This window comes from Bradyrhizobium sp. Leo114, assembly GCF_055229415.2.
This window is the reverse complement of sequence record NZ_JBUYEN020000002.1, coordinates 230,370-251,787: the sequence shown is the minus strand read 5'-3', so window position 1 is coordinate 251,787 and position 21,418 is coordinate 230,370. Positions and strand designations below refer to the sequence as shown.

21 protein-coding genes and 1 pseudogene are annotated in these 21,418 nt (G+C 63.5%); 12 read left to right on the top strand and 10 right to left on the bottom strand.

Annotation, left to right across the window (positions count from 1 at the left end; all coding sequences use genetic code 11):
• Positions 1–10 precede the first annotated feature (10 nt).
• Genes ACZIRK_RS03465 through ACZIRK_RS03450 form a run of 4 tightly spaced genes read left to right on the top strand, consistent with a single transcriptional unit; the run spans position 11 to position 3,233 of the window.
• The gene (locus ACZIRK_RS03465) at positions 11–1,228 is read left to right on the top strand and encodes a GNAT family N-acetyltransferase (protein WP_245287274.1); all 1,218 of its coding nucleotides are present in this window, start codon (positions 11–13) and stop codon (positions 1,226–1,228) included.
• Between the two features lie 5 nt (positions 1,229–1,233).
• Entirely contained in the window at positions 1,234–1,827 is a 594-nt protein-coding gene (locus ACZIRK_RS03460; RefSeq protein WP_051396697.1) for a cysteine hydrolase family protein, read from the top strand.
• Positions 1,828–1,843: 16 nt separating this feature from the next.
• A complete protein-coding gene (locus ACZIRK_RS03455) occupies positions 1,844–2,038 on the top strand; it encodes a hypothetical protein (RefSeq protein WP_433994500.1) in 195 nt (64 codons plus the stop codon).
• Between the two features lie 13 nt (positions 2,039–2,051).
• The gene (locus tag ACZIRK_RS03450; RefSeq protein WP_463326963.1) at positions 2,052–3,233 is read left to right on the top strand and encodes an MFS transporter; all 1,182 of its coding nucleotides are present in this window, start codon (positions 2,052–2,054) and stop codon (positions 3,231–3,233) included.
• A gap of 8 nt (positions 3,234–3,241) precedes the next feature.
• On the opposite strand, the gene ybaK is transcribed toward ACZIRK_RS03450, so the two are convergent.
• A complete protein-coding gene (ybaK, locus tag ACZIRK_RS03445) occupies positions 3,242–3,715 on the bottom strand; it encodes a Cys-tRNA(Pro) deacylase (protein WP_130231800.1) in 474 nt (157 codons plus the stop codon).
• 287 nt (positions 3,716–4,002) lie between these two features.
• On the opposite strand from ybaK, the gene ACZIRK_RS03440 reads away from it, so the two are divergent.
• Together ACZIRK_RS03440 and ACZIRK_RS03435 are read left to right on the top strand one after the other, a co-directional pair.
• Positions 4,003–5,295, top strand: a complete 1,293-nt coding sequence (locus ACZIRK_RS03440) for an adenylosuccinate synthase (RefSeq protein WP_130231798.1) — start codon at positions 4,003–4,005, stop codon at positions 5,293–5,295.
• A gap of 36 nt (positions 5,296–5,331) precedes the next feature.
• The gene (locus ACZIRK_RS03435; RefSeq protein ID WP_463326962.1) at positions 5,332–6,918 is read left to right on the top strand and encodes a hypothetical protein; all 1,587 of its coding nucleotides are present in this window, start codon (positions 5,332–5,334) and stop codon (positions 6,916–6,918) included.
• A gap of 35 nt (positions 6,919–6,953) precedes the next feature.
• Here ACZIRK_RS03435 and ACZIRK_RS03430 read toward each other — a convergent pair.
• Both ACZIRK_RS03430 and ACZIRK_RS03425 read right to left on the bottom strand, forming a co-directional pair.
• Positions 6,954–7,145, bottom strand: a pseudogene (locus ACZIRK_RS03430) (IS630 family transposase); the annotation flags it as partial.
• Positions 7,133–8,026 carry a LysR family transcriptional regulator gene (locus ACZIRK_RS03425; protein ID WP_130230898.1) on the bottom strand — a complete coding sequence of 298 codons (894 nt, stop codon included), beginning with the start codon at positions 8,024–8,026 and terminating at the stop codon, positions 7,133–7,135. The gene ACZIRK_RS03425 and the pseudogene ACZIRK_RS03430, both read right to left, overlap by 13 nt.
• A 97-nt stretch (positions 8,027–8,123) precedes the next feature.
• Between ACZIRK_RS03425 and ACZIRK_RS03420 the strand changes: the two genes are divergently transcribed.
• The 3 genes from ACZIRK_RS03420 (at position 8,124) to ACZIRK_RS03410 (ending at position 10,258) form a co-directional block, all read left to right on the top strand.
• Complete coding sequence (locus tag ACZIRK_RS03420) at positions 8,124–8,957, top strand: SDR family oxidoreductase (RefSeq protein ID WP_130230900.1); 834 nt, start codon at positions 8,124–8,126, stop codon at positions 8,955–8,957.
• A gap of 97 nt (positions 8,958–9,054) precedes the next feature.
• The gene (locus ACZIRK_RS03415; protein WP_028163810.1) at positions 9,055–9,552 is read left to right on the top strand and encodes a lipocalin-like domain-containing protein; all 498 of its coding nucleotides are present in this window, start codon (positions 9,055–9,057) and stop codon (positions 9,550–9,552) included.
• A 286-nt stretch (positions 9,553–9,838) separates the two neighbouring features.
• Positions 9,839–10,258, top strand: coding sequence for a DUF5413 family protein (locus ACZIRK_RS03410; protein WP_130230904.1), 420 nt, complete (start codon positions 9,839–9,841; stop codon positions 10,256–10,258).
• Between the two features lie 283 nt (positions 10,259–10,541).
• On the opposite strand, the gene ACZIRK_RS03405 is transcribed toward ACZIRK_RS03410, so the two are convergent.
• Positions 10,542–10,814: a hypothetical protein gene (locus ACZIRK_RS03405; RefSeq protein ID WP_456643864.1), complete on the bottom strand. Its 273-nt coding sequence runs from the start codon at positions 10,812–10,814 to the stop codon at positions 10,542–10,544.
• 144 nt (positions 10,815–10,958) lie between these two features.
• The gene (locus ACZIRK_RS03400; protein ID WP_463326961.1) at positions 10,959–14,876 is read right to left on the bottom strand and encodes an autotransporter outer membrane beta-barrel domain-containing protein; all 3,918 of its coding nucleotides are present in this window, start codon (positions 14,874–14,876) and stop codon (positions 10,959–10,961) included.
• Positions 14,877–14,999: 123 nt separating this feature from the next.
• Here ACZIRK_RS03400 and ACZIRK_RS03395 point away from each other — a divergent pair, with 123 nt between their 5' ends.
• Positions 15,000–16,202, top strand: coding sequence for a helix-turn-helix domain-containing protein (locus tag ACZIRK_RS03395; RefSeq protein ID WP_130229925.1), 1,203 nt, complete (start codon positions 15,000–15,002; stop codon positions 16,200–16,202).
• A 346-nt stretch (positions 16,203–16,548) separates the two neighbouring features.
• On the opposite strand, the gene ACZIRK_RS03390 is transcribed toward ACZIRK_RS03395, so the two are convergent.
• Complete coding sequence (locus tag ACZIRK_RS03390; protein WP_463326960.1) at positions 16,549–16,821, bottom strand: hypothetical protein; 273 nt, start codon at positions 16,819–16,821, stop codon at positions 16,549–16,551.
• A 152-nt stretch (positions 16,822–16,973) separates the two neighbouring features.
• On the opposite strand from ACZIRK_RS03390, the gene ACZIRK_RS03385 reads away from it, so the two are divergent.
• Positions 16,974–17,501, top strand: coding sequence for a DUF4112 domain-containing protein (locus tag ACZIRK_RS03385; protein WP_130229927.1), 528 nt, complete (start codon positions 16,974–16,976; stop codon positions 17,499–17,501).
• 66 nt (positions 17,502–17,567) lie between these two features.
• Here the strand turns inward: ACZIRK_RS03385 and ACZIRK_RS03380 are convergent, their stop codons facing one another.
• The gene (locus tag ACZIRK_RS03380) at positions 17,568–17,858 is read right to left on the bottom strand and encodes a hypothetical protein (RefSeq protein WP_028163803.1); all 291 of its coding nucleotides are present in this window, start codon (positions 17,856–17,858) and stop codon (positions 17,568–17,570) included.
• A gap of 547 nt (positions 17,859–18,405) precedes the next feature.
• Here ACZIRK_RS03380 and ACZIRK_RS03375 point away from each other — a divergent pair.
• A complete protein-coding gene (locus ACZIRK_RS03375; protein ID WP_130229928.1) occupies positions 18,406–20,016 on the top strand; it encodes an acyl-CoA synthetase in 1,611 nt (536 codons plus the stop codon).
• 10 nt (positions 20,017–20,026) lie between these two features.
• Here ACZIRK_RS03375 and ACZIRK_RS03370 read toward each other — a convergent pair whose 3' ends face one another.
• From ACZIRK_RS03370 to ACZIRK_RS03360, 3 genes are read right to left on the bottom strand one after another with little or no spacing between them, the layout of a single operon-like run.
• Positions 20,027–20,539: an SRPBCC family protein gene (locus ACZIRK_RS03370; RefSeq protein WP_028163801.1), complete on the bottom strand. Its 513-nt coding sequence runs from the start codon at positions 20,537–20,539 to the stop codon at positions 20,027–20,029.
• Positions 20,540–20,571: 32 nt separating this feature from the next.
• Positions 20,572–21,039 carry an SRPBCC family protein gene (locus tag ACZIRK_RS03365; RefSeq protein WP_130229929.1) on the bottom strand — a complete coding sequence of 156 codons (468 nt, stop codon included), beginning with the start codon at positions 21,037–21,039 and terminating at the stop codon, positions 20,572–20,574.
• On the bottom strand, positions 21,032–21,346 hold the full coding sequence (locus ACZIRK_RS03360) for an ArsR/SmtB family transcription factor (protein ID WP_130229933.1): 315 nt from the start codon (positions 21,344–21,346) through the stop codon (positions 21,032–21,034). Before ACZIRK_RS03360 ends, ACZIRK_RS03365 begins: the two co-directional genes overlap by 8 nt.
• Positions 21,347–21,418 lie beyond the last annotated feature (72 nt).

Genomic DNA, 21,418 nt, shown 5'->3' with positions numbered 1-21,418 from the left:
GAGATGATCGATGACTGCTCTGGACCTCGATTTTATTCGCAAAGCCGCCACCAGGCGCCAGGGGGCGGGTCCCGCCCGTTCGCTCGACAAGATGACCATGCTGCAATTGGCGAAACGTACGGTGATTTTCACCGTCGATGCCGCCGGGATTGCGGCGCTGATGGATGCGGCGAGGGAAGATATCCCGGGACTGACCACCAACCGCATCGTTCAGACCGTCGCCAACCATAATCCGGATGCGTTCTGGGCGATCGCGCGGCGTGATCAGTTCGACATTGCCGCGCCGAAGGGCGAAGGTTTCCTCGCGGTGCTTCCATTGACGCATGAAGGCACGCGCCGCCTGATCGACGGACGGCTCGATACCAAGAATCCGGATCTCGCCTTCGTCACGCGGCAGTCGGAGCGCCCGGCGGGCATCTATGTCTGGTGCATCCACGCCAAGGGGCCGACGGTCGCCGCGATCCCGCTGGTGCTGCAGAAATTCTCGAGCCCGCTCTACCAGGGCGTCAACATCTATTCGCGCCCGATCACCAAGGAAGGGCTGCGCGTGCTCGAGCCGCTCGGGTTCACCCCGGGCGCCCGCTATGATGGATTGTTCGCGCCGCATCTGCAGATGCTCGATCGCTCGCACGAGATGCCGCCGCCGAAGCCGGTGCCGCCGGATCCGATCTCGGTGCGCGTGGTGCGCTCGATGGACGAGATGGCACGCGTGATGGCGATCCGCAGCGCCGTCTACATGGGCGAGCAGCATTGTCCGTTCGAGGAGGAATTCGACGGCAATGATTTCTCCGCGACGCATCTGATCTGCCATCAGGGCCGCGAGCCGGTCGGCTGCCTGCGGATCCGCTACTTCGCCGATTTCGCCAAGCTGGAGCGGCTGGCCGTGCGCAGCGAAAGCCGCAGCGGCGGCATTGCGGGGCGCATCGTCGATGCCGCGATCGAGCTCTGCCGCAAGAAGGGTTACAACGTCCTCTATGCGCATGCGCAGAAGCGATTGCTCGGCTTCTGGGAGCAGCGCGGCTTCGAGCGCATGTCTGGCTCGCGCGAATTCGTGTTCTCCGATTTCGATTATGTCGAGGTCAAGCTTCAGGCCGAGCGGCATCCGCAGCGCATCACCCTTGGCGAGGATCCTTACGTCCTGATCCGTCCCGAGGGACAGTGGGACGTTCCCGGCATCCTGGAAATGTCCGCCGGCCGCGGCGCGGCCGCGCAGCCGGCCACGATGTGACCGCCATGGCCCCGGTGATCGACCTCAAACCCTATGTTGGCGCTTCCAGCAGCCGTCTGTTGGTCATGGTCGACCTGCAGGAGGAGGCTTATTTCCGCGGGGCGGCGGGTTGCGCTGATGATATCGAGCGTTCGCTGGAAAGCTGCAGGGCCGCGATCCAGCACGCCCGCAATGCCGGGATGCCGATCGCCTTCACGCGGCGGGCTGAAGGCTTGGATCTCGTCGACAGGAAGGCGCAGTCGCCCTGGATCATGGGCTTGGAGCCGAAGCGCGCGGACATGGTGTTCGAGCGCAGGCAGCCTTCCTGCTACGCCAATCCGCTGTTCGAGGACGTCGTCTCGCGGATCGGCAGCTTTGCGATCGGCGGTCTGGCCGCAGAAGAGGTCTGCCTTGCCACCGCCATCGACGCATCACATCGCGGCCATCGCGTCACCTTCCTGACCGATGCAGCCGCGAGCCGGCAGCGGCGCGATGCCGATCCTGGTTCAGTGCATCTTGTCGCGACGAAGGCGATCGAATTGTTCGCCGACGTCGCCACCACCGCCCACTGGCTGGTCGCGACCGCGCAGCGGCCTCTGAGAGGGCATCGCTATGGATGAATTGAGGGCCCGTCGCTTGCGTAACGTGATTCCGGTACTGACCGAACAGCGTAACATTCTGGTTTCCGGCGGGCTGTCCTTTGCGGGCCACCTTGTCGATCTCGCGATCATGCAGCTCCAGCTCTCGCTGCATGAGATTTCCGAAGACGAACTGTCCGAATTCTCAGACGCGGTCAGCCTCAATCTCGCCAGCGGCGACTTCCAGGATTGATCGGGAGGCAGGGATGCCCCGCAGATGGATCGTGCTTGCCGTGCTGTTCGCGGCGCGCGCGGCGACCGGGTTTCAATTCCAGTCGGTCGGATCCACGACCAACGTCCTGATGCACGATCTGGCGCTCAGCTACGTCCAGCTCGGCATGCTGCTCGGCGCTTATCTGTTGCCCGGTATAGTCGTCGCCTTTCCGGCCGGCTTGATCGGCCAGCGGGTGCGCGAGACGACGCTCGGGCTCGGCGGGCTGGCGCTGATGGTGGTGTCGGGCGTTGCTCTGTCCTATTGCGACAGCTTTGCCGCCGCGCTGGTCGCGCGCGTGATCGGTGGCGTCGGCGCCACCATCGTAATCCTGGTCGCCACCAAGATGACGACCGACTGGTTCGCTGGCCGCGAGATCGTGCTGGCGATGTCGCTGTTGCAGATGAGCTGGCCGTTCGGCGCGATGGTCGCGCTGCCGGCCCAGACTTATCTGGCACAATCGCTGGGGTGGCCGGCGGTGATGGCGTCGAGCGCGATGTTGGCCCTGATCGTGCTCGGCGCCTTCGCATTGCTGCCACGGAGTCCCGTTCAGGCCGAGACTGCGGCGGCCGCGCGCACCGGCCTGCCGGTCAAGATCCTGGTCCCGGTCCTGGTCGCGGGCGTCATCTGGGGCGCGATGAATCTCGCCTGCGTGCTGTTCTTCAGCTATGCGCCGCCATTGATGGTGGCGCAGGGATCAAGCCCGACGGGCGCGGCCTCGCTGGTCAGCCTCGCGATCTGGTTCACCATCGTGGCCATTCCCGTCGGCGGCTATCTGGTGGAGCGGTCGGGGCGGCCGGTCGCAGCGATCATTGCTTGCGGGCTTGTGGCGGCCCTGGCGCTGGCGCTGTTCGTCGCAAACATCCATCCAGCGATCGCCTGCCTCGTCTTCGGCGTCGCCGTCGGTCCATTGTCCGGCGCGATCCTGTCACTGCCGACGCGCGTGCTCGAGCCGCGCGACCGCTCGCTTGGCTTCGGCCTGTTCTTCACCTGTTTCTATCTCCTGATGGCGATCGGGCCCTCCGCCGCCGGCCGGCTGCAGGATGCCTGGGGCAACCCAGCGGCCGCGCTGATCGCGGGCGCCGCGCTGCTGGCCGCGATGGCGCCGCTGTCGCTGCTGTTCTCGCTGCTCTCGAAGCGCGGTGAGGTGCTGACGCTCAAGCCCGCGACGGCCTGAGCCTCACCTTAAGCCGTCAGTGGCCGCACGATCGCGCCGACAGCCTTCACGGCATCACCGGGCGCCAGCTCGATCTGCAAACCACGCTGGCCGCCGTTGACGAACACGCTTTCCTCGGTGAGCGCCGCCTGCTCGATCGCGATCGGCACGCGCTTCTTCTGCCCGAACGGGCTGATACCGCCGACATGGTAACCGGTCAGCCGCTCGGCATCGGCCGGCCGCATCATCTTCGCGGTCTTGCCGCCGAAGGCGCTCGCGAGCTTCTTCATGCTGACCTCGCAGTCCGACGGCACCACGGCGCAGACCGGCTTGCCGTCGACCTCCGCCATCAGCGTCTTCAGCATCCGTTTGGGCGCCACCTCCAGCGCCTCGGCGGCCTGCAGGCCGATGCTGTCGGCGTTAGGATCATAGTCATAAGCGTGCACGGTGAATGTCACGCCGAGCTTTGCCAGTGTCTCGGTGGCGCGGGTACTCTTGGACATCTGGCTGGCTGTTCCCTTAAACCTTGTCCATGATCGAGGCCTGCCTTGCGGCGGCCACAAATTTTCGGGGGATATCAAAGGCTTGGAGATTGTCCAATTGGCGCAAAAACTACCCTTCTTGCTTGCTTAAGCGTAGCGCTTCCTTTATCGGGGTTAGCGTCCCGCGTGCGAACGGCTAACGCCGTGATTTCGGCTGGGCAGCTTAAACCATGATCCGGAAAGTTCGGCACCGCTTTTCCGCGTCGATCATGATCGAACCTTGAAGTGTTGCAGGGAACGCTTGCGAAATGGCCAATGTTGTCGTGGTCGGCGCCCAATGGGGCGACGAAGGGAAGGGCAAGATCGTCGACTGGTTGTCGGAGCAGGCCGACATCGTCGTGCGCTTCCAGGGCGGCCACAATGCCGGTCATACCCTTGTCATCAATGGCGAGACCTACAAGCTCGCGCTGCTGCCGTCGGGCGTGCTGCGGCCGTCGAAGCTGGCCGTGATCGGCAATGGCGTCGTGTTCGATCCGCAGGCCTTCCTCGACGAGGTCGAGCGGCTGAAGGCGCAGGGCGTCGCGGTCAGCCCGGACAATCTGCGCATCGCCGAGAACGTCACGCTGATCCTGCCGCTGCACCGCGATCTCGATGCGCTGCGCGAATCATCCAATGCGGTGACCGCGATCGGCACCACTCGCCGCGGCATCGGCCCGGCCTATGAGGACAAGGTCGGCCGCCGCGCCATCCGACTGATGGACCTCGCCGATCTCGACACCTTGCCGCACAAGATCGACCGCCTGCTAGCGCACCACAATGCGCTGCGCCGCGGCCTCAATCTCGAGGAGGTCGATGGCAAGGGCATCCTGCGCGAGCTGACGGCGCTTGCGCCGAAAATCCTGCCCTACGCCGAAACGGTCTGGCGGCTGCTCGACATCAAGCGCCGCGAGGGCAAGCGCATCCTGTTCGAGGGCGCGCAAGGCGCGCTGCTGGACGTCGACCACGGCACCTATCCCTACGTCACCTCCTCCAACACGGTGGCCGCGCAGGCCGCAACCGGCGCCGGCCTCGGCCCCGGCGCAGTCGGTTATGTCCTGGGGATCTGCAAGGCCTACACCACCCGTGTCGGCCAGGGTCCGTTCCCGACCGAGCTGACGAACGAGATCGGCGAGGAAATCGGCCGCCGCGGCAAGGAATTCGGCGTCAACACCGGCCGCAAGCGCCGCACCGGCTGGTTCGATGCGGTGCTGGTGCGGCAGACGGTGCGCACCTGCGGCATCACGGGGCTGGCGCTGACAAAGCTCGATATTCTTGATGGATTCGATACCATACAGGTCTGCACCGGCTATAAGCTCGACGGCAAGGAAATCGACCATCTGCCGGCGGGCGAGGGTGCACAGGCCCGCGTGGTGCCGATCTATGAGACCATCGAGGGTTGGAAGCAGCCGACGGCGAACGCCCGGTCCTGGGCCGACCTGCCGGCACAGGCCATCAAATATGTCCGCCGGGTGGAAGAATTGGTCGGCTGCCCGATCGCGCTTCTTTCCACCAGCCCGGAACGCGAGGATACTATTCTGGTACAAAATCCGTTCGAGGCTTAACGGGATATTACCTATATGCCACCAATTTGACTGGAAATGGCTGATTACTACCCGCTGATTGCCCGCGCCATCGCCGGATTGGACCCCAATGCTCCCGGTGAGAGCCGCCGCGCGCTTTATGAGCGTGCGCGGGCTGCGCTGATCCAGCAGCTCCGCAGCGTGCAGCCGCCGCTTTCCGAGTCCGAGATCACCCGCGAGCGCCTGTCGCTCGAAGAGGCCGTGCGCAAGGTCGAATCGGAGGCCGCCCAGCGCGCCCGCGAGACCACCCGTCCTGCCACCGGTTCCCGCAGCGGCGATGCCTTCCGCCGCGCCACTGCCACCGCCGCCACCACCCGCCCGCCGGAAGGCGCTCCGGCCGCAGCAACCACCCCGCCGCGCCCGCGCACTCCAGCGCCGCCGCGTCCGCCCGGTGGCGAGGATCGTCCGCCGCGCAATCTCCGTGGCGAGGCGCCGCCGGTCACCCCGCGCCCGCCCGCGCCACCAACGCCCGATCCGCAGCAGCGGCCCCCCGGTGCGCGGCGCGGGCCGGATAACAACGGTGCCGCGAACAATGGCGCGCCGCCGGCGCCGCAGCCGCCGGCTCTGCGTGGCTTCCGCGATCTCGCCGCCGACGCCGACGATCTCGGCCGCGCCGCCGCGCAGGCGAACCGCAATGCGCGCAAGACCTACGCCAATGTGCCGTCGCCCTCGCCGGAGTTCGACCGGCTCGAGCCGAACATGGAGAATCGCGGCGCCGATCCGGACGCGCCCTATTCCTATGACGAGTCGAGCGAGGAGGCCGAGCGCTACGGGCCGCAGGGATCGCAGCCGCGGTCGCGGATCGGCAATGGCGGTGATCGCGACGCCAAGAAGGGCGCGCGGCTCGGCTCGGCATTCCCGTTCAAGAGCGCGATTGCGGTCGGCATCATTCTGATTCTGGTCGGCGCCGGCATCCTCTGGGGCAAGCAGGCGGTCACGGTGGTGAGCGGCCTGCTCAAGTCGTCCCCCTCGGTGGAGGCGCCGAAGGATGTCGCGACGCCCGCGACCAAGCCGAAGATCCCGGACCGCGTCGGCCAGCCGTCGTCCAGCGAGCCGGTTGCACCGGTGGCGCAGCGTGTCGTGCTCTATGACGAGGACCCCAGCGATCCCAAGGGCAAGCAATATGTGGGCTCGGTGATCTGGCGCACCGAACCGATCAAGGCTTCGGGCAACGCGGCACCCGACATCGCCGTGCGCGCCGACATCGAGATCCCCGACCGCAAGTTCAAGATGACGATGTCGTTCCGCCGCAACACCGACTCGTCCTTGCCCGCGAGCCACACCGCCGAGCTCACTTTCATCCTGCCGCAGGATTTCCCGAACGGCGGCGTCGGCAATGTGCCGGGCATCCTGATGAAGTCCAACGAGCAGGCCCGCGGCACCCCGCTGGCAGGCCTGGCGGTGAAGGTCACCGACGGCTTCTTCCTGGTCGGCCTCTCCAACGTCGATGCCGACCGCTCGCGCAACCTGCAGCTCCTCAAAGAGCGCTCCTGGTTCGACGTGCCGCTCGTCTACTCCAACCAGCGCCGCGCCATCATCGCGATCGAGAAGGGCGCGCCGGGCGAGCGCGCGTTCAACGACGCGTTTGCGGCGTGGGGGGAGTGAGGGGAGTTCTCTTCGCGTCGGATAATGTCGCCGGTCGTCCAGGTCTCGTCGATGAACACCAGACGAGACCGGAGCGATCCGCTCCCGATATTTGATCCATTGCGGCCGCCGACGTGCAACATCTGGACAGTCCTGCTCGGCGGCACTCAGCGTCTTTTTTTATAACTGAGCTTCTCGGCGTGGACGAAGTCCCACACCGTCCGGTAGTCGACCTTCAGACCTCCGCCGCCTTCAGAGTATCGATGAACGCCCGTAGCGCGGAAGGAACGTGGCGATTGCGGGGGTAATAGAGGGCGAGACCCGGAATCGGAGGGCACCAATCCTCCAGAACGGCGACAAGGTGCCCCGAATCCAGAAGCGTTCGGGCGAAGCTTTCCGGCACATAGGCAATGCCGAGCCCATCCGCTGCTGCTTCGACGATCAGGTCATTGTCGTCCAGGGTCAGAACGCCCGGAACGTCGACCACCACCTCCGCGCCGTGTCTTGAGAATTCCCAGCGATAGCGCTTTCCGCTTGGCAGGCGCTGGCGGATGCACCGGTGGGCGTGCAAATCGTCCGGCGTGATCGGGGGATCTCGACCCTCCAGATAGGCTGGCGAGGCGACTGCAATGAAGCGGGCATCGCCGCCGAACCGGACCGCAACCATGTCCTGCGGCACTGCTTCGGCAAGGCGGACACCGGCATCGAAACCCTGCTCGACGATGTCGACGAGCCGCCCCTCGGAGACAAGATCGATCTCGACCTCCGGATGCTGAGCGAGGAAGTGCGGAATGACATCACGCAGCAAGATTGCAGCTCCGCTCTTGTTGGCGTTGATCCGCAAAGTTCCGCTAGGCGTTCCGCGCACTTCGGCGAGCGAGTCGAGAGCCGTATCGAGGTCTTGTAGCACCGGACCCAGGTGCGCGAGCAGCCGGGCGCCAGCCTCGGTGAGCGAAACACTTCGAGTGGTTCGATTGAGCAGGCGGATGCCGAGATTCCTCTCGAGCGCAATCATTGCGTGGCTCAGGGCCGAACGCGAGACGCCTATCGTCTCGGCAGCTCTACGGAAGCTGCGAAGGTTGGCGACGGAGGCGAAAGCCGCCAGATCGTTCAGGCTTGGGCGCGGCACTGGTGAATTTATTTCACTTACTCATCCAATAATGGACGTCTTATAGCACCAATTGGTCCCCTCTACATCATCGGAGTAATTTCAGAGGGAATATCTCATGAGCAAAACCTGGTTCATCACCGGCGCGTCGTCAGGCCTCGGCCGCGAAATGGCGCAACGCCTTCTTGCCCGTGGCGACCGCGTCGTCGGGACGGTGCGACGGGAAAGCGGCCTGGCCGATCTTCAGCAAGCACACGGCGAGAACCTCAGTACGACGATACTTGATGTGACGGATACCGCCGGGCTCCGGGCGGCCATAGACGACGCATTCGAGCGTATGGGGCGGATCGATGTCGTCGTCAGCAATGCCGGCTACGGGCTGTTTGGAGCGGCCGAGGAACTTACCGACCCGCAGATAAACCATCAGATCGCTACCAATTTGACCGGCTCGATCCAGCTCATCCGCGCGGCAGTGCCGCATCTGCGTCGTCAGGGAGGTGGGCGCATCATCCAGGTTTCGTCGGAAGGCGGGCAGATCGCGTATCCGAATTTCAGCCTCTATCACGCGACCAAGTGGGGCATCGAGGGATTCGTCGAGGCCGTGGCGCAGGAGGTCGCGCCCTTCGGAATTGACTTTATCATCGCCGAACCCGGCCCGACGGCCACGAATTTCGGAGCCGGTCTGGTGCGTCCCGCGCCGATGGACGTCTACGAGGACACTCCCGCCGGCGCCGTGCGCCGGGCGATCGACAGCGGGAGCTTCGCGCTGAAGGGTGATGCGGGACGGACTGCGGCAGCGATGATCGCCGCCGCCGACAGCACTAATCCTCCACTGCGTCTTGCGCTGGGCAGCACCGCTTACGATTCGATTTCGAAGGCTTTGACGCAGCGACTCGTCAGGATCGAAGCGCAGCGCGAGGTCGCGTTCTCGGCCGATCGCGAAGACGTTTGACATCTGATGCGGCGGTTGCCCTCACACCCGCGACGTGAGTGCAAGGTTGGCCGCTAGTTACTTATGACGCAGGCAGGTACAAACATAGGCAGGAAAAATGCCAATTCGTTCAATGTTCTTGGCCATCATACTTGGAGCCTCTGTTGTCGGTTCTCATGCCCAAGCAGCTTCAGCAAACCAGGTGGTGGGTACTTGGCGTATGGTATCGGCGCAGATTGATCCAGAAGGAAGAAACCTTCCTGCTTACGGTCAGCGGCCAAACGGCATGCTGGTCTTCACGCCAGATATGCATTTTATCGAAGTTTTGACGGATGCAGATACGCCACGTTTTGCGTCGAATGTGCGTGGTGGGGGCACGGATGCCGAAAATCGAACCGCGATGTCTCGAAGCATCGGTTTTTTCGGGACTTACACTGTGGATGAGACAGGTGAGTTCAGCGGCAACCGCGTCGAAGGGGCCACTTTTCCAAACTGGGTTGGGGATACCCGCACTCGGAGGGAGCTGACCCTGAAGGTTTCTGGCGATCAGATGACAGAGCATTTCCAACGCCCGGACGGAACGAGGATCGTCATCGAATGGCAGCGGGTAAGGTAAGTAGCTTCTGGCTTGCCCCTCCTTCCCCCACACTTCGCACCATTGCCTCTCGACCTTTGCGCGTCAAACGCGCATTCTTGTGGCTGTTCATCCGGTCTCTCTCTGGAACACTGAAGCTTCGCAACCTCGGCTTCCTCGGTTCGGACCAGATGGACAACCTCCTGAAAGACCACAGCTAGAGCATGATCCGGCAAAGTGGAAACCGGTTTTCCCTCGCGACAAACGCGAAGCGTTTGCGTAGGAAGGTCCTAATCGGATCATGATCTAGTGCAGTGAGTGGGACGCAATGAAACGCTACCTGATCTTCGCCGCTATCGGCCCGTTCATCGGCGGTCTCATTCTGCTGTTCGCGACCTCCTACCAGTCCGGCTATTGGACCGAGACAGGCGCGCACGAGGTCGGAAAGTTCTTCCTGGCGTTCGTCAAGACGCTGCAATACGCGTATCTGTTCGGCATCGTGCCGTCGCTGATGCTGGCGGCGATCGACGACATTCTTATGCATGTGCGGAAGATCAATCCGTTCGCGCGCATGCTGATCGTTGGCGTAATCGGATTCATCGCGGCCGAATTGCTCTACGGCTCGCGCGGCCCGGACTCCGGCGCGGTGCAGTTCATTCTCTACGGGCTCGTCGGCCTGGTGCCGGCAACGCTGTCGTCCTGGCTGGCGCACAAATACGCGGAAGAGCCGCAGCCGGTGACGACTTAACCGCTTTCGCCGTCATTGCGAGCGAAGCGAAGCAATCCATGTTTCCACAAGCGGCGCTATGGATTGCTTCGCTCCGCTCGCAATGACGATGTGGTTGGTTTGGGTGCGACAAACAACCCGACGGGCAAACCCGGCTTTCCCTTTTCGCAGCGACGATAACGGTGCGAGGTTCAACCGAATCGTAGGATGGGTAGAGCGGAAGCGAAACCCATCATGGGTGCCGCTTGCTCATCGCGATGGGTTTCGCTTCGCTCTACCCATCCTACGGGAAGGCTGCGATGCTTTATTGCAGGCCGTACTTATGCAACGCGACGAGCAAGAGGCGAATGATGCAGTCCGAGATCGTTTCGCCTCGCAGGCGCAGTTGCTGCAGCCCCGCCAACGTCGCCTCGTTGACCGGTATGAGCCAATTGCCGTTTGGCAGGCGCCGTCCGGTCGGGGCCCCAGCCGCACTCTCTATCAAGGCGCGGCACTCCTCAGTGATCTCAATATTCGGCATCGCTTTGATCGGAGTCCTCGCGGGATTAAAGCCGCCGGTGTTGGCCTGAGCCAACATCATAGCTCGCGCTGCGCGCGCCCCGGCTACTGCACATCAGAGAATCCATTTCACCGCATGCTCTACTGTTGGATGGGTTCCGGGCTCGTCCTTCGGACGCCCCCGTCTCGGGGACGATGGTGGCGATCCCGGCGCGGTTCATGTTCAGAACGCTAAGCGGAACCGGGCGGACAGCCCGTTTTCCTCGGTGTGAGCGCCGAGCCGACCCGTATAGGAAAAACCCAGCGTGGCGTCCTTGCTGAGGGGGATATCGAGCCCGGTCTGGATGAGCGCGGCATCGCGGGCGATCGGCACGCCTGTCACCGTAAAGGCATCGGAGCTGGTCAAGGCGTGGGTGGTCCACGGCGTGACATCGCCGAACGCATGCTGCCAGCCCAGCGTGCCGTAGAGATTGCCGCTGACCGATCCCAGACTGACGGGGAATGCGCCACGCAGGCCGATCGTGGAGTAGGTGACGTTTTGGGTCTCATCGCCGCCGTGCAGGCCGGCGATGCCGTTCTCGTCATAGCCGTTCGTGTGCAGATTGACCCAGGCAAAGCCGGCAAACGGTTCAAGGGCGGCCCCGCCGGCATGGAAGGTGTAGCCGGCATCGCCAAAGATCTGCGTGGTGCGGGCATTGTAGGAGATCCTGTCGATTTCGGCGAAACCGGGGAAGGCGACGTTGCGGCTGGTATCGATCGCATGCCAGGTGTTGGCCACGCCGAGATGCAAGCCGAGATCGTTGATCCGGGCGCCGGCATACGCGCCGATCGTGGACTGGTCGACGTCGGCCGACGAGGTGCGGCCATCGACGCTGTAGAATGAGCGGCCATAGCCGCCCATCACGCCGATCCGCCAGATGTCGTCGATGAGCTTGTCGGCGCCGACGAAGAAACCGCCCGCGGTGCGGTCGAGGCTTGCGGCGTTATGGCCTCCGCCGCCGAGCCGGGCCCAGCTGCCATAGCCGGAACCCCAGACGGCGAGGCCGTCGCTGAGCTTTCGGACATTGTCGGCGGATGATCCGCCCGGCTCGCCGAAGGCGGCGAGCAGCCGGCCGGTGACGGCGTAGCGGGCAAAGTGGCTGTCCTCGATCAGTCCGCTCTTCAGACTGGCGTGGATCTCGCCATCGAGAACGTTGTAGGCGCCGCGGGCTTCGCCGGCGTCAAGCAACAGCAGCTTGTTGTAGAGTGCAAGCGACGAGCCGGATTGCGCCAGCGTGTCGAGTGCAACCGCGGTGCGGTACTGATTCGCGGTGTGGGCAACCGTCTCGAAAATGGCCGGGTTGCCCGAGCCATCTGCGTTGGAGGGGATCGGGGCAACGGTGAGATAGGCGTTGTCGGCATCGTAGCTGAGGCTGGTCGCAAGGAAGGCGGAGGAGATGGTGGAGTCGGCGAAGGTGCCGCTCACGCCAGTGCCGGCCCTCAGGATCGTGGCGGTCTGGCCTTTTTGGTAGCTGACCAAGGGATCACGTGTGGAGACCACCACGGTGCCGCCTTTAAGGGTGGCTCTGCCCGACACCGTGGTCAGGTCGCTGCCGGACCCGGCGATATCCACCGCATAGATCGCGCCGTTCTCGAAGGTGAGGTTGCCGTTGACAGCCAAGCTGCCGGTCGTGCCGGCCCTGCCGGGGGCGAGAATGCCACCGCTGTTGATCGTCGTGGTGCCCACGGTGCCGGTGCCGGCGAGGGTGGCGCCGGCATTGACGATGGTCAGCGCACTCGAGGCGATGGAGCCATCCACGGCCAGGGTGCCGGCTGCAACCGTCGTGGTCCCCGTGTAGCTGTTGTCGCCGGTCAGGACCACTGTGCCCGCCCCAAGCTTGGTCAGGCTGCCGGTCGACCCCGAAGCGTCGGTGAGCTCGGCGTTCAGGGAGAAGGTATCGGCTGTGGCGACCGCTTCTACGTTGAGGTTGCCCCGCAGGGTGACACCGCCGGTGGCGGCGAGGGTCAGCGAGGTGTTGCCGCCGGTGGCAGCCAGGGCTCCGCCGCCGTCGAGATCAGCATTATCCGCTGCGGTTCCGCCGCGGAACGTGGCGCCGCTTTGCAGCACGATGCTGCCTTCGGTGGTGATGCTGTTGCTGCCGGCGGCGACCAGGGTGGCGGTGCCGCCCAGGATGAAGCTGGAAGAAGAGCCATCCAGCCGGATCGCGCCGGCGGCCACTGTGGCGCTGCTGTTGGTCGCGGTGGCGTTGCTCACCTCGCCGGCGGCATAGAGATAGAGCGTGCCGGCCGCCACGTTGAAGGTGGTCTGGCTGCCCTCGTCGGTAAAGACATTGCTACCGCCAAGCTTCCAGGTGCCGGCGCCGGTCTGGGTGATAGCGAGGGGACCGTTGGTCCTGCCGCCCATGGGATCGCGCATGTCCAGCACGCCTCCGGGCGCCACGCTCACATCGAGCGTGGCGGGCCCATTCAAGTAGATGGACGAGGCTTGTCCGCTGGCCGTATTGCCGGAGAAAATGGAGGTCTGGCCTCCGCTGACCGTCAGATTGATCGTGCCGTAATCGGTGTAGACCGCACCGCCCAGCGTGTCGGTCGTGTTGCCGAAGAAGCTGCTGTCGGCGATTGTCACCGTGCCGCTTGAGTCGAAAATGGCGCCGCCACCATGGGCGGCGAAATTGTTGGAGAAGCTGCTGCCGGTGATCGTCGCGGTGCCGTTGATGAACATGGCGCCGCCATAGGTGGCCGAGTTGCCGGAGAAACTGCTGTCGGTGATCGATACCGTGCGGTTCGCTTCATTGAAGATCGCGCCACCGGCGCCGGCGGAATTATCCGAGAAGCGGCTGTCGACGATGGTTGCCGTGCCGAAGTTGAAGATCGCGCCGCCACCATAGGTCGTGGAGGAGTTGTCGGCGAAGCTGCTGCCGCTGATCGACGCCGTGCCAGTGTTGTAGATCGCTCCGTTCGCGTTGCTGGCGAAGGCGCTGTCGGCGATCGTTGCCGTGCCGGTGTTGTAGATCGCGCCGCCGGCACTGCTGGCGGAATTGTTGAAGAAGCTGCTGCCGCTGATCGACACCGTGCCGGCGTTGAAGATCGCGCCGCCCTGACTGCCGGCGGTATTGCTGGCGAAGCTGCCGGCGACGATCGTCGTCGTGCTGCCTGCCTCGCTGTAGATCGCGCCGCCATAGGAGGTGGCGGAATTGTCGGAGAAGCTGCTGCCAGCGATCGTCGCCGTGCCGTCATTGTAGATCGCGCCGCCGTCGGTGGTAGTGGCCGTGTTGCCAGAGAAACCGCTGCCGGCGATCGTCACCGTGCCGTGATAGTTGTGGACTGCACCGCCGCCATACGTGGCCGAATTGTTGGAGAAGTTGCTGTCGGCGATCGTCGCCGTGCCGGTATTGTAGATCGCGCCGCCCTCATAGGTGGCCGAATTGCCGGAGAAGCTGCTGCCAGCGATCGTCGCCATGCCGTCATTGGCGATCGCGCCGCCCTGAGTGGCGGTATTACTGGAGAAGCTGCTGTCTACGATCGTCGCCGTGCCGGAAAAATTGTAGATCGCGCCGGCGAAGCTGGCGGAGTTATTGGAGAAGCTGCTGTCAGCGATCGTCACCGTATTGGTGTTGAAGATCGCGCCGCCGAAGCTGGACGAATTGCCGGAGAAGGTCACGGACGAGTGGGCTCCGGCATCGCTCAGATTGGCGCTGGCGCTGCCGATAGCGAGAGCGGCACCAGGATCCACATTGATCGCGCCGCCAACCGGTCCGGAGCCGCTCACCGCGTATGACAGCGCGCCCCCGGCGCCTACATAGATCGCTGTCGCGCCAAATACAGTCTGCCAGGCCGAGACCGACGTGGCCGTGCTGACGGTGGTGGTGGCGTTACTGGCGACGGCCTGGTTGTAGGCCGTCAGCGCGGCCTGCATCGCAGCGCCGTTGGCCGTGCTGGGATCGGCAGCGTAGGCCACGATGGCCGCTTGCAGGGCGCTGGACGCGTCGCCGACCGCATCCGCCCACGCCAGCGACGGCGCAATGCTCAGCAGCAGGGCGGCGACCGAAACGCTCCACTTCCACTCAGAGCCGACCCGGTGGCGGTGTCGGAGACGATCTTCCTTGTTGAGGAGACTGACCTGTTCGGAGACCCGGACCATGCCAAGGATCCGATTGAGGGCAGGACGAAAGGCGCGATTCATGTATGCAGCGATTTACCGGTCAGGTGGAATTGTCCAGCAAACACACCGGCAACGTGACGGCTACCCCGTGGTACGGAAAACATGAAGTTTTGGACGGAATGCAAAATTTTCGATAGCAACGGGTGCTATCCGAGCGCACGCATCGGGAGCGATGGGATTCACTACGCGGCTGGATGGTCTATGGTTAATCATTCCGACGATCGCCCGGACCCGCGCGACTCCACTCGGATCTCTCCCGAAACGTCGTCCCCAAAACGCCCCGCGCGCTTCCTCTACGGGGAACGAAGCAGCCTCGATCCCCGTGCGAACAGCGCGGACTATCTCGCGGACGCCAACCTGTTTCGTCGCAGCTATGTCCGAACCATCGGCGAATCGGAGGGGATGCCGCTCGACAGCACCGTGGCATGGTTCGTTGGGAACAACGTCGCTTTCTACAAGCTGACGTCCAATTCCTGCGTGGAGGCAAAGCGAACCGAAGCGGATGCGGCAGCCGACAAGATCGACGGCGTGGTATTCGACTACGTCCTGTCCGGAGAATACAGCGAGGAGACCGCAACCGGTTTCGTCAGCCTAAGAGCCGGAGACCTTGGGATGGTGCAAAGCACGGTCGAGGTGACGGCGCGGTCGCGCCTGGCTCGCATAGCGACAATTTTCCTGCCGCGAACACGCCTCGCTGCTGCACTCGAGACTGATCTCTCCGGCGAGCCCTTCATCCTTCGCTCCCTCAGTTCAGCTCCGCTGGCGCCCTTTGTCGGCGCCCAGATGCGGTTGCTGTTCGAGTCCTACGGGAGGATGGACGCGCAGGACTTCGAGATCGTGCTCGAGGCGACAGCCGAACTCCTCATTCATCTGCTGCGGGGCGAATTGTCGCGGGGCGAGCAGTTTCAGGCACGGCCAAGCAAGGAATTCATGCGGGCGATTGCCTACATCGAGGAGAACTATCATCGCCCCGAGCTAACGCCGGACGATATCTGGCGGGGCATCAACGTATCGCGGACCCAGCTCTACAAGCTGTTCTCGGAGAATAGCCTGACCGTGGCAGGATATCTGCGCGACGTTCGGCTGCGCCGTTTCGTCGATGCCTTGAGGACGACGGACGCGTCCGGAATCGGCCGCCTTGCCTGGACCTGCGGATTGGATATGCAGGCCGCCGACTTCACCCGTTTATTCAAGCGTGTCTATGGAATGACGCCTCGCCAGGCGCGAGCGGCTCTACAAGCTGGGCAGCCGGTTGTAACCAAGGTTTTTCCTGCGCCCTCTGATATCGAAGAGGGCGGAAAGTAACGCAAAGCTCGGACGCAAAGCGCCGCGAGAATGCGGACTCGCATCCCTCACGCTGTTTGACATTTGAATCAGCACTCGCGGCCATGCTGTAGGGTGGGCAAAGCGAAGCGTGCCCACCATCACGAGCACAGCGCTGGATGGTGGGCACGGCGCAAGTGCGCCTTTGCCCACCCTACAACTCTACAACCGGTTGCTCGCGCCACAAACGCTTCCCCGTGGTTATGGGTCTGCTTTCGCGGGGGCGGTAGGATGGGTAGAGCGAAGCGAAACCCATCATTGGTGCCGCTTGCTCCATCGCGATGGGTTTCGCTGCGCTCTACCCATCCTACGGGACGGCTGCGATGCTTTATTGCAAGCCGTACTTATGCAGGGTGACGATCATGAGGCGAATGATGCAGTCCGAGATCGTTTCGCCTTGCCGCCGCGCTTGCTGCAGCCGCTCCCATGTTGCCTCGTTGACCGGTATGACCCAATTGCCGTTTGGCAAGCGCCGTCCCGTCGGGGGCTCAACCGCGCTCTCAATCAGGGCGCGGCACTCCTCAGTGATCTCGATATGCGGCATCGCTGTGATGGAAATCCTCGCGGGATTAAAGCGGCCGGTGTTGGCCTGAGCCGACAAGATCCACCAGTTAAATCGCGGCAATGCTTTTAGCTGGCATCGCGAATGAGACGCTGCTAGCGACGCAATAACGGCGAGTGTGCGGCCCTGCCGCAAGCTGACAGAGCGGTAATGTGACGCAACTTGTGCCGCGCCCTTGCGTTACCATCTGAATGGCCATGCCCGACGACATCTTCACGCCCAACCGCGCCCGCTCGCGAGGCCCGTTCCGCGACACGCGGCCGCGGGGGAAAGTCATCGACCAGGACGGACGCGAGATTCCGGAGGCCGCGCTGCATCCGCAGTTCGAGGCGTTCCGGCTCGACTTCGAGACCGCCAATCCGTTCGGCAATCTCACCCGCGAGCAGCGGCTGGCGCGGCTCGAGGCGATCGCAAAACTGCTCGACGTTGCCTTCATCGTGCCCGGCACCAAGATCCGCTACGGCATCGACGGCCTGATCGGCCTGATTCCGGTGGTCGGCGACATCATCACGACTGCGATCTCGCTGTGGCTGGTGCGCGAAGCGCGTGCGCTGGGCGCGCCCTGGCATATCACCGCGCGGATGCTCGCCAATGTCGCGCTCGACGGCGCGGTCGGCTTGGTGCCGCTCGCGGGCGACGCATTCGACGTCATGTTCCGCGCCAATGTCCGGAACGTGCGCATGCTCAAGCGCTGGCTGGACAAGCAGCCACGGTTATAGGTCCGAAAAAAGAGAAAGCCCCCGGAGCATCCCGAGGGCTTTTCGCTTGGGTAGGGACGGATCGGTTTAAGCGGCGTCGGCGTCGGTATTGGCCTGCACCGGGCGCGGACGACGCGGCAGCGGGAACGCCTCGCTCTCGTAGAGCGAACGGATGCCGTTCTGGTCGAAACGGGCTTCCTCGACCTGCAGGTAGGCGCCGTTCAGCGAATCCGCCGGCAGCTCTTCCATGGCATACTGCACGGCTTCCGCCGCGGTGCCAAAGCGCCGATAGGCGAATCCGGCCCGCTTCTTCTTGCGAATGGCGGCAGGAAACAGCTCGGCGGAGGTGTTAAAGTTGAACGGACGCATAGGACGCATGGTCGACGACCTCTTACTCTTCTTAGCGATAGCGCGATTGGGGGCTGAGGACGGCGGGCCACAACCGGCGGCGCGCCGCACATGTCATTTCGTCCCCTAATATAGGCTTATTTGACAAAATTGCGACCCCTGAACGGTGCCGACAGACCTCATGATGAATCCGCGCATGACAGTACGGAAATCAGGATAAGCTAAATTAAATCAATTAGTTGCGTGAGTTCCGGGCCGCCTGCGTCTACCGGAAGGGGGAGAATCCGAGGTGATCGGCTGGTATCCCGTCCGCGCATTATTCCGCGGCGCGGCGAAGTCGGCGACGGAATGACGACCCGGAAGCATTGCACGCATCGCGACGCGTTGACGCGGCTTGCGCCGCCTCGCTTCCCGCTCGGGTCGATCAGCAACGCTCTCAGCGGCAGCGCATAAGGCGCGACGTGCAGGGCACCAAGACTTGTGCGGGGCGCGCGGCGCTTTAAAACTGACGACAACAATAGAGCGACCGGTCATCGCGACGCCGGTCCGCGAGGAAACGCTGGGAACGCCGAGGATCATGCTCAAGGAAGCCGCAACCTACGACGAGCTCTGCCGCAACTTCCGCTGGGACGTGCCGGCGCGCTTCAACATGGCGACCGCCTGCTGCGACCGCCATGCCGATGGCTCCGGACGGCTCGCGCTTGTCTATGTCGACGAGGACGGCGCCCAGACGCGCACCACCTTCGACGAGGTCGCGGAGATGTCGCGCCGCTTCGCCAATGTGCTGAAGGCCGACGGTCTTGAGCGCGGCGACCGCGTCGCGGTGTTCCTGTCGCAATCGCTGGAATTGCCGATCGCGCATTTTGCCGCCTTCCGCTCCGCGATGATCTCGATCCCGCTGTTCGCGCTGTTTGGCGAGGATGCGCTGGAATTCAGGCTGTCGAATTCGCAGGCGAAGGCGATCGTGACCGACGCGGCCGGCTGGGAGAAGCTCGCCAAGATCCGCGACCGCCTGCCTGAGTTGAAGAACATCTATGTGGTCGGTGACGAAGCGCCCGCAGGCACCAGGCCGTTCTGGCCCTCACTGCGTGCGGCCTCGGCGGAGTTTACCAGCGTCGACACCTCGGCCGATGATCCCGCGCTCATCATCTATACGTCGGGCACCACAGGAAATCCAAAGGGCGCGCTGCACGCGCATCGCGTCGTGCTCGGCCATCTGCCGAATGTCGAGATGTGCCACAACTTCCTGCCGCGGCTCGGCGACCTGATGTGGACGCCGGCGGATTGGGCCTGGATCGGTGGCCTGATCAACGGTCTGTTCGCGTTCTGGTATCACGGCATTCCCATCGTCGGCCATCGCGCGCGCAAGTTCGAGCCGCAGGCGGCGATGCAGATGATGGCTGAATTCGGCATCCGCAACGTGTTCCTGCCGCCGACCGCGCTGAAGCTGATGCGGCAGGCGGGCGTGACAAATTCGGGCGTGAAGCTGCGCAGCATCTTCACCGGCGGAGAGTCGCTCGGCGGCGAATTACTGGGCTGGGTGCGCGACACCTTCGGCATCGACGCCCATGAGGTGTTCGGCCAGACCGAGTGCAACCTCGTGATCGGCAGCAATTCGAATCTGTTTCCGATCCGACCGGGCTCGATGGGCAAAGCGACACCCGGCTTCGACGTGCGTATCGTCAACGACAGAGGCGAGGAGCTGCCGCGGGGGACGCGCGGCATCATCGGCGTGCGGCAGCCGTGTCCTTGCACCATGATCGAATATTGGCGCAACCCGGAAGCGACCGCGAAGAAATATGCCGGCGAGTTCTTACTTACCGGCGATCTAGGCGTGCAGGATGAGGATGGCTATTTCTGGTACGTCAGCCGCGAGGATGACGTCATCACCACCGCCGGCTATCGCGTCGGCCCGTCGGAGATCGAGCATACGCTGATGAAGCATCCGGCGGTGGCGATGTCGGCCGTGGTCGGCATTCCCGATCCGATCAGGACCGAATCCATCAAGGCCTGGATCGTGCTCCGCCCCGGCTATGCCCCGAGCGACACGCTCGCCCGCGAGATCCAGGACTTTGTCAAAGTACAACTCGCCGCCCACGAATATCCGCGCTTCGTCGAGTTCGCGGAGTCGTTGCCGATGACCGCGACCGGCAAGGTGCTGCGCCGCGAGTTGCGCGCGAGGGGGTGACGTCGTAGCCTTACGGCGTCGCAATCCCCAGCTCCTTCAGCGCCGCCAGCATCCGTTCGGGCGGCTGCATCTGGATGACCATGGCTTCACCGGTCTCCAGCAGGCTCTTGAGGCTGGAGAGGATCGCGGGCCAGCCGGCGCGGCCACCAGAAAGGATATCGTCGCTGATCGGCCGGTCGTGCGATTGCAGCAGCGTGAGCTTGACCGCATCGCCGGCTTGCTCGATCTCATAGGTCACGAGCGTCGGTCCGAGCTTTTCCACCAGCGCCGGCCAGTTGACGTTGAAGGTCACTGTCAGCTTCCGCGCCGGCTCGCATTCGATCACCTCGCCGGTGATGTGCGGCGCGCCATCGGGCGTGCGCACCATGAATGCGCCGCCGACGCGGAGATCGACCTCGACCGCGTGGCCGGAAAAATACTTCCGGCTGAACTCGGCATTGGTCAGCGCCTCCCAGACCTTCTCCGGTGTGGACGCGATATAGATCGTGTAGACGATCGCCGGCTTGAATTTCTCGATATTCATGTCCTCTGGATTCCTCCGATATATCTTCATTTCTATTCGAACCCTTCGATCTCAAGCGCACGAGGCGGGATCGCGATCACTGTCCCGGTCTCGAGCAGGGTCTTGAGTCCCGACAGGATCGCCGGCCATCCCTTGGAAATGCCGTCGAGAAGTTTGCTGCCTTTGGCGAATCCTTCATGCGTCACGGTCAGCTTCACGAGGTCGCCGTGGGGCTCAATGGTGAAGGTGACCTTGGTCGGCGGTTCCTTGCGCATCTCCTCATCGAGCTGATGCTTGAAGGTGTAGGCGAGACGCCGCGGCCGCTCGGCTTGGAGGATCTCGCCCACATCCGTCGTGGTGCCGTTCATGACCAGTGCGAACGGGGAACCCGCCTTCCAGTCGGATTTCACTTCCGTGTTGAACCAGTAACGCCTGGTGAACTCGCTATTGGTCAGCGCCTCCCACAATTTCTCGGGCGTGGTCGAGATATAGGTGACGTACACGAATTCCGGCTTACTCATCACGCTTCTCCAATTGCCGCTTCAATTCGCTGAGCGCGACCAGCTTGGCGCGCTCGAATTTTTTGATCCACCGTTCGCCGATCTGATGGATCGGCACCGGGTTGAGATAGTGCAGCTTCTCGCGGCCATGCTTGAACGCGGTGACGAGATTGGCCTGTTCGAGAATCGCAAGGTGCTTGGTGACCGCCTGCCGCGTCATGGCGAGGCCTTCGCACAGTTCGTTTAATGTCTGCCCGTTTCTGGCGTGAAGCCTGTCCAGGAGCGACCGCCGCGATGCGTCCGCCAACGCTTTGAAGACTTCGTCCATGCCATCGACAATAGGCAACTAAATGGTTGCATGTCAAGGGTGTGTTTTGGCGCGGAATTCAGCCGTGTTATC